Source organism: Hydrogenophaga sp. (assembly GCF_026125785.1).
Lineage (GTDB): Bacteria > Pseudomonadota > Gammaproteobacteria > Burkholderiales > Burkholderiaceae_C > Hydrogenophaga.
In genome coordinates this window covers 22844-37496 of record NZ_JAHCKL010000021.1, presented here as the reverse complement: position 1 = coordinate 37496, position 14653 = coordinate 22844, and the positions used below count along the sequence as shown (strand labels likewise).

Below are 14653 nucleotides of genomic sequence, written 5' to 3'. Positions count from 1 at the left end.
GCGCATGGGTTCAGCCGAGCAGCGGCGAGGCGCCGAGTTCGGCGGTGCCGGCCTGTCGGCGAAAGAGCTGGAAGAGTTCGCGGCCGCTGCCGTGTTGGTGGGCGCTCAGGTCGGGGTGGCGCACGCGCCGGCGTGCCAGGGTGGCCGCATCCACTTCGAGTTCGAGCACGCCGCGTTCGCAATCCAGGGTGATCCAGTCGCCCTCGCGCACGCGGGCGATGGGCCCCGCGGCCAGCGCCTCGGGACTGAGGTGGATGGCAGCCGGCACCTTGCCGGAGGCGCCGGACATGCGGCCGTCGGTGACGAGCGCGACCTTGAAGCCCTTGTCCTGCAGCACCGCCAGCGGCGGCGTGAGCTTGTGCAGTTCGGGCATGCCATTGGCGCGCGGGCCCTGGTAGCACACCACGGCCACGAAGTCGCGTTCGAGCTGTCCGGCACTGAAGAGCGCGAGCAGTTCCTGCTGGTCGTTCACCACCACCGCCTGCGCGCGCACCACGCGGTGCTCGGGCTTGACGGCGGAGACCTTGACCACGCTGCGGCCCAGGTTGCCTTGCAGCAGGCGCAGGCCGCCGTCGGGGCTGAACGGGTCGCTGGCTGGCCGCAGCACGCCGGTGTCGCCGCTGCGTTCGGGTGCCTCGCGCCAGGCGAGCTGGCCATTGTCCAGCCAGGGCTCGCGTGTGTAGCCCCAGAGGCCCGGTCCCATCACCGTCTGCACGTCTGCATGCAGCAGGCCGGCACTGAGCAGTTCGCGCATCAGGAAGCCCATGCCGCCCGCGGCGTGGAAGTGGTTCACATCGGCGCTGCCATTGGGGTAGACGCGGGCCAGCAGCGGCACCACGTGCGAGAGCTCCGCGAAGTCGTCCCAATCCATCACGATACCCGCGGCGCGCGCCATGGCCACGAGGTGCAGGGTGTGGTTGGTGGAACCGCCGGTGGCCAGCAGGCCAACGATGCCATTGACCAGGGCCTTCTCGGTCACGATGTCGGCCAGGCGCACCGCGGGCTCACCGGTGCGCCCGGTGTTGGCCACCGCGCGCTTGACCGCGCCGCGCGTGAGCGCCTCGCGCAGCGGCGTGCCCGGGTTGACGAAGGAGGCCCCCGGCAGGTGCAGGCCCATGATCTCCATCAGCATCTGGTTGCTGTTGGCGGTGCCGTAGAAGGTGCAGGTGCCGGGGCTGTGGTAGGCGCGGGCCTCGGACTCCAGCAATGCGTCGCGGCCGACCAGGCCTTGCGCGAACTGCTGGCGGACCTTGGCCTTGGCGTCGTTGGACAGGCCCGAGGTCATCGGGCCCGAGGGCACGAAGACCGTGCTGAGATGGCCGAACTGCAAGGCGCCCATGAACAGACCGGGCACGATCTTGTCGCAGATGCCCAGCATGAGCGCCGCGTCGAACACGTTGTGCGAGAGCGCCACCGACGTCGACAGCGCGATCACGTCGCGCGAGAACAGCGAGAGTTCCATGCCGTCCTCGCCTTGCGTGATGCCATCGCACATGGCCGGCACGCCGCCGGCCACCTGCGCGGTGGCGCCCAGCGCATGCGCGTGCTCGCGCAGCCTGGGCGGGTAGTTCTCGTACGGCTGGTGGGCCGAGAGCATGTCGTTGTAGGCGGTGACGATGCCGATGTGCGGCGCGCGTTCGGCGTGGATCTTGAGCTTGTCCGGCGCCGGCAGCGCGGCCGTGGTGTGGGCCATGTTCGCGCAACCCAGGCCCGCGCGCTGCGTACCCTGCTTGCGCTGCGCCTCCATGGCGTCCAGGTAGGTGGCGCGGGTGGGCGCGCTGCGCTCGGTGATGCGGCGCGTGACGCGGTCCAGGATGGGGTGGGTGGGTGTGATCGTGCTCATGTCTTCATCCCGTTTTGGCGTGAGGTGACAACAGGCCGGAAACACCGTGGAACCGTTTTGCAGGGCCACAGGTGCTGCCCCCTTGCGAAGGGATGCGGCGGCATGCAGCGAGCAGTCGGCGGTGGGGGAAATGTTTCATCACGCCATCCAGACGCTGACCGGTGTCTGGTACTGGTTGAGCACCAGGGAGACCGGCAGCGATTCGTCGGCGGCCAGGCGGGCCTGTTGGTAGGTGGAGAGCTTGGCCGCGCCGGTGATGGCGAGCGCGATTTCGCGCGTGGCCAGCAGGGCCGGCAAGGTGAGGGTCAGGCGCGGGTGCGGCGCGGCCGGCGGGCGCAGCCAGGTCAGCGGGCCGCTGCCGCGCAGCGCGCGCGCCAGCCCGGGCGCGCCGGGAAAGAGCGAAGCGGTGTGCCCGTCCTCGCCCATGCCGAGCACCGCGATGTCCATCGGCCAGGGGTGGGCGGCGAGCCGGTGGTTGGCCAGATCCGCCAAGGCCTCCAGCGCCGCATCGCTCAGCGTGGGCGGCAGGGTGTCGAAGAACGGCACGAAGGTGGCGGCCGCGGCGGCTTCCCGCAGCAGGTGGGTGCGCACCAGGGTGGTGTTGCTGTCGGGGTGGTCGTGCGGCACGCAGCGTTCGTCGACCAGCACCACGGTCACGCGTGCCCAGTCCAGCGGCTGGTGGCGCAGTTGTTCGAACAAGGCCACCGGCGACCTGCCGCCCGAGACCGCGAGCACGGCATGGCCGCGCGCCGTGATTGCCTCGCGCAGTCGCCGCGCGATATGCCGCGCTAGCTGCTCTGCCTGCTCGGCCGGGCTGTTGCAGGGGTGCTCCAGGTTCATTCAGGTTTCTTCCGTCCAGGCGGAGTTCTCGCGCGCCATCAGGGCCGACGAAGCGGCCGGCCCCCAGCTTCCCGCCACGTAAGGGCGCGGGCGCTCGTTGAGGTTCTTCCAGCCATCCAGGATGGGTTCGACCCAGGTCCAGGCGGCCTCCAGCTCATCGCGCCGCATGAAGTGGGTCAGGCGGCCCTTGATGACGTCGATCAGCAGGCGCTCGTAGGCCTCGGCGCGGCGCGTGCTGAAGGCGGACTCCAGGTCGAGGTCCAGGCTGACCTGGCGCAGCCGCATGCCGCTGCCGGGCTCCTTGGCCATCATCTGCAGTTGCACATGCTCTTCGGGCTGCAGGCGGATCAGCAGGCGGTTCACAGGCTGGCGCGGTGTGTCGGGAAACAGGGTGTACGGGAGTTCGGCGAACTCGACCACGATTTCCGAGCGCCGCTCGGCCATGCGCTTGCCGGTGCGCAGGAAGATGGGCACGTTGGCCCAGCGCCAGTTGTTGATGTGGGCACGCAGTGCCACGAAGGTCTCGGTGCCGCTGTCGGGCGGCACGTTGGCCTCCTGCAGGTACCCCACGGCCTTGTCGCCGTTGAGCGCGCCGGCGGTGTACTGGCCGCGCACCGTGTCGCGCGCCACGTCGGCCAGCGTCATGGGACGCAGCGAACGCAGCACCTTGAGCTTTTCGTCACGCACCGCGTCCGGGTCCAGCGACACCGGCGGCTCCATGGCCACGATGCACAGCAGTTGCAGCAGGTGGTTCTGCACCATGTCGCGCAGGGCACCGGTGCCGTCGTAGAAGCCGGCTCGGCTGCCCACCCCGACGGATTCGGCCACCGTGATCTGCACGCTCTTGATGTAGGGGCTGCGCCAGAGCGGCTCGAAGATGGTGTTGCCAAAGCGCAGCACCATCATGTTCTGCACCGTCTCCTTGCCGAGGTAGTGGTCGATGCGGAAGGTCTGCTGCTCGCTGAAGTGGCGGCCCACCTCGTCGTTGATGGCGCGTGCGGAAGCCAGGTCGTGGCCCAGGGGCTTTTCCAGCACCACGCGTGCCCGCGCATCGATCAGGCCGGCACCGGCCAGGTGGCCGCAGATGGCGGTGAACAGCGTGGGTGCGGTGGCCAGGTAGTAGATGCGGTCCGAGCCCGGCCGCAGCGCCTGGCCCAGGTGCGCGAAATCGGCCGCCTGCGTGGCGTCCAGGCACACATAGCCCAGGCGTTCCACGAAGCCTTGCCAGGCGGCGTCGTCCAGCGAGTCCGGCGCGATGAAGCCGCGCACCTTGTCGTGCAGAAAGACCTGGAAGGCCGTCGCGTCCCAGGGCTGGCGGCCCAGCACGTGGATGCGGGCGACGTCCGGCAGGCTGTGGTGCAGATGCGCCATGTAGAGCGCGGGCAGCAGCTTGCGCACCGAGAGGTCACCCGCACCGCCGAAGATGACCAGGTCGATCGGGGCGGCGGTGTCCGTGGAGGTCTGGCTTGAAGCGGTCATGTTTCTAATTTAGTTACCGGATTTTGTTTGATTTTATTGTTATCTAGTTACATGCCGGGTTCTTTCTGCCCGGTGGCTCCGGCAGGCGCAGGCCCCACCTTACCCCGATGTGGGGCCGACGCCCAGCCCGGGACATCTGAAAAATGGCGCGCCGTGCGCGCGGTCACGTCGGCCGCAGGCCGTTGGCGGTCAGGAGCAACACCCGGTCCGCGCGCGCCGCGGCGGCCTGTGAATGCGTCACCAGCAGCAAGGCGGCACCGCTGTCGCGCACCTGTTGCGTCAGCACATCCATGACCTGGGCCGCCGTGGCCGGATCCAGGTTGCCGGTGGGTTCGTCGGCCAGCAACAGAGCAGGGCGGTGCACCAGCGCGCGGGCGATGGCCACGCGCTGCAGCTGTCCGCCCGAGAGCTCGGCCGGCAGCCGCGCGCCCAGCCCACCCAGGCCCACCGCGTCCAGCATCTGCTGCACGCGCGCCGCGTCGGGGCGGCCCAGCAGCAGCAGGGGCAGCCCCACGTTCTGCGCCACGTCCAGGTGGGGCAGTACGTGGAAAGCCTGGAACACGAAGCCCAGGTGGGCCCGTCGCCAGTGGGCGCGCTGGCTGTCGTTGAGCGCGCCGAGGTCGGTCTCCCCGTGCACGATGCGCCCCTCACTCCAGTCATCGAGCGCGGCCAGGCAGTTGAGCAGGCTGGATTTGCCCACGCCGGACTCGCCCACGATGGCGAGGAACTCGCCCGGCTCGACGCACAGGTCCACGCCCTGGAACACCGCGGTGTCGCCATAGCGCTTGCCCAGGCCTTGGGCCGTCAGACGCACGGGAGGGTCCTCATGCGGGGGCTCCCAGCCGCTGTTCGACGGCCTGGAGCACCTGGGCCAGGGCGTCCGGTGCATCGCAGGGCACCACCTGGCGCGCCGGCATCCCGCGCAGCCAGGTGAGCTGGCGCTTGGCCAATTGGCGCGTGGCGGCAATGCCGCGCTCGCGCAGTTCTGCCAGCGGCGCTCCTTGCAGCGTTTCGCCGTGCGCATCCATGGCCTCCCAGGCCTGGCGGTAGCCCACGCAGCGCATGGAAGGCAGGCTGGGCGAGAGGTCGCCGCGCGCGCGCAGGCGACGCACCTCGTCGAGCAAGCCGCCGGCCAGCATGGCGTCGAAGCGCTGCGCGATGCGTTCGTGCAGCCAGCTTCGCTCGACCGGTTCCAGGGCCAGCAGATCGTTCTGTGCGAGCACGCCAGTGGTCTTGCCGGCGCCACCGGTGTGGAAACTGGAGAGGGGTCGGCCCGTCACGGCGTACACCTCCAGCGCGCGCTGGATGCGCTGCGCGTCGCCGGAGGGCAGGCGCGCCGCTGTCAGGGGATCCACGCGGGCGAGTTCGGCGTGCAGCGCGGGCCAGCCCTGCGCCAGGGCACGCGCGTCGATGGCCCGGCGCACGGCGGGGTCCGAGGGGGGCATCTCGTCCAGGCCATCGAGCAGGGCCTTGAAATACAGCAGCGTTCCGCCCACCAGCAGCGCGGTGCGGCCGCGTTCGGCGATCGCCTGCACCAGGCGGGTGGCGTCGCGCACGAAGTCCGCCGCGCTGTAGCTCTGCAAAGGGTCCAGGATGTCAATGAGGTGGTGCGGTACCTGGGCCTGTTCGGCCACCGTGGGCTTGGCGGTGCCGATGTCCATGCCCCGGTAGACCAGGGCGGAGTCCACGCTGACGATCTCCACCGGCCAGCGCCGCGCGATGGCCAGCGAGGCCGCGCTCTTGCCGCTGGCCGTGGGGCCGGCCAGTGCCAGGCAGCGTGGGCGTGGCGCGTTCATTTCACACGTTCGGGCGCGGGCCTGGGTTCGCCGTGGCGCTGCACCAGCGTCCAGGCCGTGGCCGCGATCAGCACGCACCAGAACCAGATGCCGTTGGTCAATGGCAGCACCGAGCCCGCGCCCTGCGCGATGCCGGCCAGGCTGCGTCCGAGCCAGGCGCCCATGAGAAAGGCAGCCACCATCATGAGAAATCCGCTGAGCGCCGAGGCCGCGCCCGCCGCCAGCGGGAACGGGCCCACCGCGCCGCTCTGCCCCACCGGCTGGTGCACGCCGTGCGCGACCATGAACAGGTAGAAGGGCACCAGGATGGCCCAGGTGTTCTGCACCCCCGCCAACGCCAGCAGGCCCATGCTGGTGCCGGCGGTGAGCGTGAGCGCGCCGGCGATGGCCACCGTGCGCCGGATGCCGAAGCGCGGCAGCAGCCGGCGGCACAGCAGCGTGCCCAGGATGTAGCTGAACGCGGTGCTGAACATCAGCAGGCCATAGGCGGTCTTGCTCAGGCCCAGCACCTGGATGAACACGAAGGACGAACCGGCCAGGAAGGTGAACAACCCGCCATACGAAGCCGTGGCCAGGACCGCGAAGGCCCAGAAGGTGGGATGGCGCGCGATCTGTGCCCAGGTGCCGATCAGCACACCGGGCCGCAGCGCGTTCGGGTTGCGCTGTGGCAGGGTTTCCTGGAAGCGCAGCGCCAGCACCGTCAGCGTGAGCGCGCCGAAGATCGCCACCGCGAGCAGCGCGGCGCGCCAGCCGAACAGGTCCGAGACCAGGCCGCCCAGGGGCGCGGCCCCGCAGGCGATCACGCCCAGGCCCGTGAGGCCCTTGGACATCACGCGCGCACCCTCCAGCGGTGCGTACAGGTCGCGCACGATGGCGCGCGCGCACATCACGCCCGCGCCCAGGGCCACGCCCTGCACCGCGCGCCAGACGATGAGCTGCTCCATGGACGAGGAAAACGCGCTGCCCACCGACGCCGCCACATAGGCCGACATGCCCATCAGCAGGATGGGCCTGCGACCGAAACGGTCCGACAGCGGCCCCCAGGCAAGTTGCGAGACACCGAAGGCCAGCAGCAGCGCCGTGAGCGTGAGCTGGGCCTGCGACATGGGTGCGCCGAAACCCTCGCGCAGCGCGGGCAGGGCGGGCAGGTAGAGGTCGGTGGTGATGGGCTGCAGGCCCAGCAGCAGAGAAAGCACCAGCACGATCAGGCCGGGCGACATGGTGCCGCGTGCGGCGGCGGTGACAGGGGGAGACGCGGACATCCGGTTGAGCGTAGCAGAAGGCCCGCGGCCCGCCGGCCACCCCGTGTGCTCAGTTGCCCACGACCTTGATGGCGCCGTGCTCCTGCAGGCCGAAGAGATCGGCCAGGGCCTGGCGGTACTGCGCCTGGCCAACGGAATTGGTGTTGTGGTGCGAGCCACCCTCGACCAGCACGAAGGCCTTGCGGCCCTTGGCCGCGTCGTAAAGCCGGCGCCCCAGTTCGGGCTGGATCAGCCGGTCTTCGCCGCCGTGCACCACCAGCAGCGGCGCACCGATATCGGGCACGCGCTTGACGGCCTCGAAACGCTGCGTGATGAGCAGCGAGATCGGCAGCCAGCCCCATTTGAAGGTGCTCACCACGTCGGGGATGGATGTGAAGGTGCCCTCCACCACCGTGCCGGCCTCGTCCGTCACCTGCGCCGCCAGCTCGATGGCGATGGCACCGCCAAGGGAATGGCCAAAGATGTAGCGCGGCCGGCCTGGATAGCGTTCGCCCAGCCATTCCCAGGCGGCGCGCGCATCCTCGTAGGCCATGGACTCCGAGGGGAGGTCGTTGCTGCTCTTGCCAAAACCCCGGTAGTCGATGGCCAGCACCGAGAAACCCAGTTCCTGCATGCGCCGCGCCCGGAACGCCGAACCGACCACATTGAAGCGTGCGCCGTGCAGATAGAGCAGGATGGGCGCGTCCTGGCGGTTCTGGAAATCCTCTCGCGCCGCCCACAGGCCGTGCAGCCTGACGGGCTTGCCGGTGACCTGGGAGTCAAAAGGAATCCACACATCCTCCATGCCCTCGGCGGCGGCGACACCGCCAGCCCAACTGCGGTTCGACGGCTGGAAGATCCACTCCCGCTGCTTCTCGTCCAGCGTCGCGCACCCGGCCAGCAGAGCCAGGGCGGCAATGAGGAAGGCGAGCAAGCGCGCAGTCATGGCGGAAATGGAGCCGCCATGGTGCGAAAAAGTTCAGGGCGGCCTGTCGCACAGTGTGCCGCAGGTTCCGTGCCACCACACACGCCCTGGGGGGCAGCGACCCGCGCAGCGGCGGAGCGTGGGGGCCAGGGACCCCGCCGCCGGGCCGCCCCAAGGCGGGGTCAGCCCCCTCGGGGGGCAGCGACCCGCGCAGCGGCGGAGCGTGGGGGCCAGGGACCCCGCCGCCGGGCCGCCCCAAGGCGGGGTCAGCCCCCCCTGGGGGGCAGCGACCCGCGCAGCGGCGGAGCGTGGGGGCGATCCGACCCCGCCGCCGGGCCGCTCCCAAGGCGGTGTCAGCCCCCTCGGGGGGCAGCGACCCGCGCAGCGGCGGAGCGTGGGGGCTCTACACCACGCCCTGAGCCAGCATCGCGTCGGCCACCTTCACGAAGCCGGCTATGTTGGCACCGTCCACGTAGCTGACGGTGCCGTCCGGGCGGCGCCCGTGGCGCAGGCAGGCCTCGTGTATGCCGACCATGATGGTGTGCAGACGGCTGTCGACTTCCTCGCGTGGCCAGGCCAGGCGCATGGCGTTCTGGCTCATTTCAAGGCCGGAAGTCGCCACGCCGCCTGCGTTGCTGGCCTTGCCTGGCGCATACAGCACGCCGGCCTGCTCGAACACGGCCACCGCGTCCATCGTGGTGGGCATGTTCGCACCCTCGGCCACGCAGGTCACGCCGTTGCGCACCAGCAGGGCCGCGTCGGCGGCGTCCAGTTCGTTCTGTGTGGCGCAGGGCAGCGCGACGTCCACCGGCACCGCCCAGGGTTTCACGCCGGGTTCGAAGCGGGCCTTGGTGCGCTGCGCGTAGTCGCTCACGCGGCCATAGAGGTGGTTTTTCACCTCCATGAGTTCAGCGAGTTTCTCGGGGCTGAAGCCGTCCTCGTCGATCACGGTGCCGCTGGAGTCGGAGACGGTCACCACCCTGGCGCCCAGCGCCATGGCTTTCTCCACCGCATACTGCGCCACGTTGCCGGAGCCCGAGACGCTCACGCGCAGGCCCTGGAAGTCCTTGCCCTGCTGCTTGAGCATCTGTTCGGCGAAATAGACCGTGCCGTAGCCGGTGGCCTCGGGCCGGATCAGCGAGCCGCCGAACGCAAGGCCCTTGCCGGTGAACACGCAGTCCGCCCGGTTGCTGAGTTTCTTCATCATGCCGGCCATGAAGCCGACTTCGCGCCCGCCGACACCGATGTCGCCCGCCGGTACGTCGGTGTCGCTGCCCACGTGGCGGAACAGCTCGCTCACCAGCGCCTGGCAGAAACGCATCACCTCGCCCGGGCTCTTGCCCTTGGGGTCGAAGTCGGACCCACCTTTGCCTCCGCCCATGGGCAGCGTGGTCAGCGCGTTCTTGAACGTCTGCTCGAAGGCGAGGAATTTCAGGATCGAGAGGTTCACCGAGGGGTGGAACCGCATGCCACCCTTGTAGGGGCCAATGGCCGAGCTGTGCTGGATGCGGTAGCCGCGATTGACCTGGACTTCACCCTGGTCGTTGACCCAGGAAACACGGAACATCACCACGCGCTCAGGCTCCACCAGCCGTTCGAGCAGCCCATGTTCGGCGTAGCGCGGATGGGCGCTGATGAACGGCCAGAGGCTCTCCATCACCTCGGTGACGGCCTGCAGGAATTCGGGTTGCTGGGGGTTGCGCTGAGCGACGTGTTCGAGGAACTGGTGGACCGAAGTGGCTTTCATGGTGTCGTGCTTCATATCAGTGCATGACATTATGCAAGGATCGCATTTCGCGCCACGAAATGCACCATTTGTGCGCTATTTGGAGCATTTCATCCCTGAGATGCCCTGTTTTGACTAGCGTCCGCGCAAAAACAGTGCGTCCAGCTCCCGCATGCCCAGTTGGCGCCAGGTGGGGCGGCCGTGGTTGCACTGGTCGGAGCGTTCGGTGATCTCCATCTGGCGAAGCAGGGCGTTCATCTCGTCCAGGGTGAGGCGCCTGTTCGCGCGCACCGCGCCATGGCAGGCCATGGTGGCCAGCAGTTCGTTGCGGGCGCGCTGGACCACGGTGCTGGCGTCGTGCTGGCCCAGTTCGGCCAGCACGCTGCGCGCCAGTTCCACCGGATCGCCCTGGGCCAGGGAGGTGGGCACGGCGCGCACCGCCAGCGTGCGCGGCGACAGCGGCGACACCTCCATGCCCAGCGTGGCCAGCACCTCGGCGCAGGCTTCGGCGGTGGCCACCTCCTCGGGGGTGGCGGCGAAGGTGGCCGGAATCAGCAAGGGCTGGCTGGCCACCTGCCGGTCGTCGAGCTGCTGCTTGAGGCGTTCGTAGACGATGCGCTCGTGGGCGGCGTGCATGTCCACCACCACCAGGCCCTGGGTGTTTTCGGCCAGGATGTAGACGCCCTGGAGTTGGGCCAAGGCGCGGCCGAGCGGCCAGTCGCCTTCGGGGAGAGGTTGGTACTGGGTGAGGGCTTCGACAGGCTCAGCCCGAACGGGCGGTGGCCGGCCAGCGACGGATGCCATGCCCTCCGTTCGGGCTGAGCCTGTCGAAGCCCCTGCCGGCCCGCTGCCCCACAACGCACCCAGGTCGCTCACCCGATGGCCGACCTCGGGTTCGCGCGGCGCGAACGCCAGCCCGGCCTGCCGTGGCGGGGGAGCCCAGCCCGGTGCGGTGGCCGGGGCTGGCGCGGTCACGGCCACGGCCACGCTGCCGGCGCGTGGCACCGCCAATGCCGCTTCCACCGCGTGGCGCACGGCGTGGTGCACCTCGCGGCTGTCCCGGAAGCGCACCTCGATCTTGGTCGGGTGCACATTCACGTCCACGCGCGCGGGGTCCAGCGAGACGAACAGGGCATACACCGGTTGCCGCTGGCCATGCAGCACATCCTCGTACGCGCTGCGGGCGGCATGGGTGATGACCTTGTCGCGCACGTAGCGGCCGTTGACGTAGGCGAACTGCCAGTCGGCGCGAGAGCGTGCCGCATCGGGCACGCCCGCAAAACCCCATACGCGCAGGCGCTGCGCGGCGTGCGGGTCTTCGCTGGCCACCGTGGGTTCGGCGGGCCAGCTCACGGGAACGGCCTGCTCGATGAAGTCTTCACCCAGCACGTCGGCCAGGCGTTGGCGCAGCGCGTCGATGCCACCGCCGGGCACGGCGCGCCATTGGGCCGCCAGTTTGCCCTCGTGCCAGATGGCGAAACCCACGTCGGGGCGGGCCAGGGCATGGCGGCGCACCGCCTCGATGCAGTGCGCCAGTTCGGTGGCATCGGTCTTGAGGAACTTGCGCCGCGCCGGCGTGGCGAAGAACAGTTCCCGCACCTCCACCGTGGTGCCGCGCGCGCGGGCGGTCGGCCGCAGTTCGCCGCTGCGTCCATCGAGCAGCCAGCCGTGCGAGGTCGCTCCTGCGGTGTCCACCCGGGTGAGCAGCGAGACTTCGGCGATGGCGTTGATGGCGGCCAGCGCCTCGCCGCGAAAACCCATGGTGCCCACGGATTCGAGGTCCGAGAGGCTGGCGATCTTGCTGGTGGCGTGGCGCTTGAGCGCGTGGGGCAGTTCGTCGCGCAGGATGCCGATGCCGTCGTCCTCCACGCTGATGAGGCGCACGCCGCCGGCCTGCAGCCGCACCGTGACCTGTGTGGCGCCGGCATCCAGCGCGTTGTCCACCAGCTCGCGCACCACCGAGGCCGGGCGCTCCACCACCTCACCGGCCGCGATCTGGCTGATCAGTTCGTCGGGCAGTTCACGAATCGGCCGTCGGGCTTCGGGCGAGGATGGCGGGAGGTTTGTCACGGACAAATTGTAGAAGGGCTGGGGATAATCCCTGCTTTATGGAAATCATCACCTTCCTCATCGACTTCATCCTGCACGTCGACCAGCACCTGCAGACCTTCGTCCAGAACTACGGCGCCTGGGTGTATGCGCTGCTGTTCCTCATCATCTTCACCGAGACCGGCGTGGTGGTGATGCCCTTCCTGCCCGGCGACTCGCTGCTGTTCGTGGTCGGCACGCTGTGCGGTGCCGGGCTCATGAGCCTGCCCCTGGCGATGACCTTGCTGGTGATCGCGGCCATCCTGGGTGACCAGGCGAACTACTCCATCGGGCGTTACTTCGGGCCCAAGGTCTTCCAGTGGGAGAACTCGCGCCTGTTCAACCGCAATGCCTTCAACCAGGCGCACGCGTTCTACGAACGCTACGGCGGCATCACCATCATCCTGGCGCGCTTCATGCCCTTCATCCGCACCTTCGCGCCCTTCGTGGCCGGTGTGGCGGAAATGACGCGGGTCAAGTTCACGGCCTACAACGTGATCGGCGCGCTGATCTGGGTCGTGGGCCTCACCGCCGCCGGCTACTGGTTCGGCAACCTGCCCTGGGTGCAGGACAACCTGAGCAAGATCATCTGGGCGATGATCATCATCCCGGGGCTGATCGCGCTCTACGGCGGCTGGAAGGCCAGCCGCGAGGCCAAGAGCGGCGCCGCCTGATCCCTCAGCCCGCGTGCTGCGGCAGGGCATGCGGGCGGGGGATCAGATCTGCCGCGTGCGCGCCAGCGGCGGATTCTTCGAGAAGTAGGCCACGATACCGCGCAACAAGGCGTCGGCCAAGTCGTCCTGGTACTTCGGATCGTTCAGCCGTTTCTCTTCGTCCGGGTTGCTGATGAAGGCGGTCTCCACCAGCACGCTGGGAATGTCTGGGGCGCGCAGCACCGCGAAATTGGCCTGCTCCACGCGCGGCTTGTGCAGCTTGCCGATGCGCTGTACGTGGCCGAGCATGGCCGAGCCCAGCTTGATGCTGTCGTTGATCTGCGCGGTGGTGCTCATGTCCAGCAGGGCGCGGCGAACGTGGGCGTCGGATGTGGCCTTGACGTTGAGGCCGCCGACCAGGTCGGCCGCGTTCTCCTTGTCGGCCATCCAGCGCGCGGCCGCGCTGCTGGCGCCGCGCGTGCTCAGCGCATAGACGCTCGCGCCCTGCGGCCGGGGCGAGAAGAAGGCGTCCGCATGCAGGCTGACGAACAGGTCGGCCTGCACGCGCTGCGCCTTCTGCACGCGCACCTGCAGCGGCACGAAGAAGTCGCGGTCGCGCGTCATGAAGGCCCGCATCGGGTTGCCGTTGACGCGGGTCTCGTTGATGCGGTCGCGCAGCTTTTGCGCGATCTGCAGCACCACCTTCTTCTCCTGCGTGCCACCGGGGCCGATGGCGCCCGGGTCTTCGCCGCCGTGGCCGGGATCCAGCGCGATCACGATGAGCCGCTCGGTCTTGCCCTTGCCGGCCTGAGCCTGTCTGGCCGGACTGCCCTTGGGGTCGGCGCGGGCCACGGTGTCGCTGCCCGGGTCGGCCGAGGGCGGCGCGGCGGGGCCGGTTCCGCCCTGGTTTGCGCGCGGCTTGTCCTGCTGGGCGATCAGTGCGCCCAGTGGGTCGTCGGCAGGAGGCTCCGCCGCTCTGGGGCCGCCCGCGACCTTGCCGGTCTCCAGCCCCAGCAGGCGCGCGGCGCGCTCGCTGGCTGCGTCCAGGTCCTTCATGCGCTGGCTGATGAGCTGGGCCAGCGGGTCGGGTGGCGTGGCCGGATAGAGGTCGAACACCAGCCGGTGTTGGTAGGCCGCCACCGGCTCCAGGCTGAACACCTGCGGCTTGATGGGCTGCTTGAGGTCGATCACCAGGCGCACCACGTTGGGGGCGTTCTGCCCGACGCGGATGCCGGCGATATTGGGGTCGTCGGACTTGAGCTTGCCCACCAGCTCGCGCAGGCCGGGCAGCAGGTCTATGCCTTCGATGTCCACCGCCAGGCGCGGCGGTTCGCTGACGAAGAACTGTCTGGCCTGCAACGCGGCGTCCGATTCGATGGTCACGCGCGTGTAGTCCTCGGCCGGCCAGATGCGCACCGCCACCACGCTCGCACCGCGCGCGATCTGCTGCGCTCCGAGCAGCAGCACGAGAGACCCGGCGCGCAGGACGGCCCGGCGCTTCAGGGTTCCTTGCAGGCCGGTGCTCATGCCAGCGTGTCCATCAGCAGGCGCCCGGTCGGCGAGATCGCGGTGACCTGCACGCTCCGCGCGCTGTCGAGGTCGTCGTCGTCATGAGGCAGGGTGGTCATGGTGTCGGGCTGGATGTGAATGCGCAGGTCGATCGGTGGCAAGGTATCACCGGCGCGCTCGGGCCATTCCACGAGCTTGAGGCCCGGGCCGGCGAAAAGTTCGCGAAAGCCGGCATCTTCCCACTCGCGCGGATCGCCGAAACGGTAGAAGTCAAAGTGCCAGATGGACAGCGGCTCGCCCGCCGGCATCACCGGGCAGTCGATGGCGCTGTGCGGTTCCACCACGGCGTAGGTAGGGCTCTTGATGCGCCCTCGCACGCCCAGCGCACGCAGCAGGTGGCGCACCAGTGTGGTCTTGCCCGCGCCCAGGTCGCCGTCCAGCGCCAGGGTGGCGTGCGCAATGGCCGGGCTGCTCGCCAGCCGCTGCGCGAACGCCAGCGTGTCCTGCTCGCTGGCCCAGCGGCCGTGCCAGGTGGCGGCCGGCACGGCGATGG

12 protein-coding genes are annotated in these 14653 nt (G+C 69.6%); 1 reads left to right on the top strand and 11 read right to left on the bottom strand.

The features are described from left to right. Positions 1-10: 10 nt before the first annotated feature. The 9 genes from edd to mutL form a co-directional block, all read right to left on the bottom strand. Positions 11-1843 carry a phosphogluconate dehydratase gene (gene edd / locus KIT53_RS16490; protein ID WP_297754748.1) on the bottom strand — a complete coding sequence of 611 codons (1833 nt, stop codon included), beginning with the start codon at positions 1841-1843 and terminating at the stop codon, positions 11-13. Between the two features lie 138 nt (positions 1844-1981). Next, positions 1982-2683 (bottom strand): 6-phosphogluconolactonase, encoded by a 702-nt coding sequence (pgl, locus tag KIT53_RS16485; protein ID WP_297754745.1) that lies wholly within the window; start codon positions 2681-2683, stop codon positions 1982-1984. Beyond that, a complete protein-coding gene (zwf, locus tag KIT53_RS16480; RefSeq protein ID WP_297754742.1) occupies positions 2684-4162 on the bottom strand; it encodes a glucose-6-phosphate dehydrogenase in 1479 nt (492 codons plus the stop codon). Between the two features lie 163 nt (positions 4163-4325). After that, a complete protein-coding gene (locus tag KIT53_RS16475; RefSeq protein ID WP_297754739.1) occupies positions 4326-4976 on the bottom strand; it encodes an ABC transporter ATP-binding protein in 651 nt (216 codons plus the stop codon). A 10-nt stretch (positions 4977-4986) separates the two neighbouring features. Continuing rightward, complete coding sequence (miaA, locus tag KIT53_RS16470) at positions 4987-5958, bottom strand: tRNA (adenosine(37)-N6)-dimethylallyltransferase MiaA (RefSeq protein ID WP_297754736.1); 972 nt, start codon at positions 5956-5958, stop codon at positions 4987-4989. Next, positions 5955-7220 (bottom strand): Bcr/CflA family efflux MFS transporter, encoded by a 1266-nt coding sequence (locus KIT53_RS16465; protein ID WP_297754733.1) that lies wholly within the window; start codon positions 7218-7220, stop codon positions 5955-5957. Before KIT53_RS16465 ends, miaA begins: the two co-directional genes overlap by 4 nt. Positions 7221-7269: 49 nt before the next feature. Continuing rightward, positions 7270-8145 carry an alpha/beta fold hydrolase gene (locus KIT53_RS16460; protein ID WP_297754730.1) on the bottom strand — a complete coding sequence of 292 codons (876 nt, stop codon included), beginning with the start codon at positions 8143-8145 and terminating at the stop codon, positions 7270-7272. A 382-nt stretch (positions 8146-8527) separates the two neighbouring features. Then, complete coding sequence (gdhA, locus tag KIT53_RS16455) at positions 8528-9871, bottom strand: NADP-specific glutamate dehydrogenase (RefSeq protein WP_297754834.1); 1344 nt, start codon at positions 9869-9871, stop codon at positions 8528-8530. Between the two features lie 114 nt (positions 9872-9985). Continuing rightward, positions 9986-11920, bottom strand: a complete 1935-nt coding sequence (mutL, locus tag KIT53_RS16450; protein ID WP_297754727.1) for a DNA mismatch repair endonuclease MutL — start codon at positions 11918-11920, stop codon at positions 9986-9988. A 38-nt stretch (positions 11921-11958) separates the two neighbouring features. Between mutL and KIT53_RS16445 the strand changes: the two genes are divergently transcribed. Then, a complete protein-coding gene (locus KIT53_RS16445; RefSeq protein WP_297754725.1) occupies positions 11959-12612 on the top strand; it encodes a DedA family protein in 654 nt (217 codons plus the stop codon). A gap of 42 nt (positions 12613-12654) precedes the next feature. Here KIT53_RS16445 and KIT53_RS16440 read toward each other — a convergent pair whose 3' ends face one another. Together KIT53_RS16440 and tsaE are read right to left on the bottom strand one after the other, a co-directional pair. Further along, complete coding sequence (locus KIT53_RS16440; RefSeq protein ID WP_297754723.1) at positions 12655-14118, bottom strand: N-acetylmuramoyl-L-alanine amidase; 1464 nt, start codon at positions 14116-14118, stop codon at positions 12655-12657. Then, positions 14115-14645, bottom strand: coding sequence for a tRNA (adenosine(37)-N6)-threonylcarbamoyltransferase complex ATPase subunit type 1 TsaE (gene tsaE / locus KIT53_RS16435; RefSeq protein WP_297754721.1), 531 nt, complete (start codon positions 14643-14645; stop codon positions 14115-14117). Before tsaE ends, KIT53_RS16440 begins: the two co-directional genes overlap by 4 nt. Positions 14646-14653 lie beyond the last annotated feature (8 nt).

What these genes read in the sequence shown, in the direction of transcription:
- edd (WP_297754748.1), bottom strand. Translation starts at nt 1,843, where the DNA reads ATGAGCACGATCACACCCACCCACCCCATCCTGGACCGCGTCACGCGC.
- pgl (WP_297754745.1), bottom strand. Translation starts at nt 2,683, where the DNA reads ATGAACCTGGAGCACCCCTGCAACAGCCCGGCCGAGCAGGCAGAGCAG.
- zwf (WP_297754742.1), bottom strand. Translation starts at nt 4,162, where the DNA reads ATGACCGCTTCAAGCCAGACCTCCACGGACACCGCCGCCCCGATCGAC.
- miaA (WP_297754736.1), bottom strand. Translation starts at nt 5,958, where the DNA reads ATGAACGCGCCACGCCCACGCTGCCTGGCACTGGCCGGCCCCACGGCC.
- KIT53_RS16465 (WP_297754733.1), bottom strand. Translation starts at nt 7,220, where the DNA reads ATGTCCGCGTCTCCCCCTGTCACCGCCGCCGCACGCGGCACCATGTCG.
- KIT53_RS16460 (WP_297754730.1), bottom strand. Translation starts at nt 8,145, where the DNA reads ATGACTGCGCGCTTGCTCGCCTTCCTCATTGCCGCCCTGGCTCTGCTG.
- gdhA (WP_297754834.1), bottom strand. Translation starts at nt 9,871, where the DNA reads ATGAAAGCCACTTCGGTCCACCAGTTCCTCGAACACGTCGCTCAGCGC.
- KIT53_RS16445 (WP_297754725.1), top strand. Translation starts at nt 11,959, where the DNA reads ATGGAAATCATCACCTTCCTCATCGACTTCATCCTGCACGTCGACCAG.
- KIT53_RS16440 (WP_297754723.1), bottom strand. Translation starts at nt 14,118, where the DNA reads ATGAGCACCGGCCTGCAAGGAACCCTGAAGCGCCGGGCCGTCCTGCGC.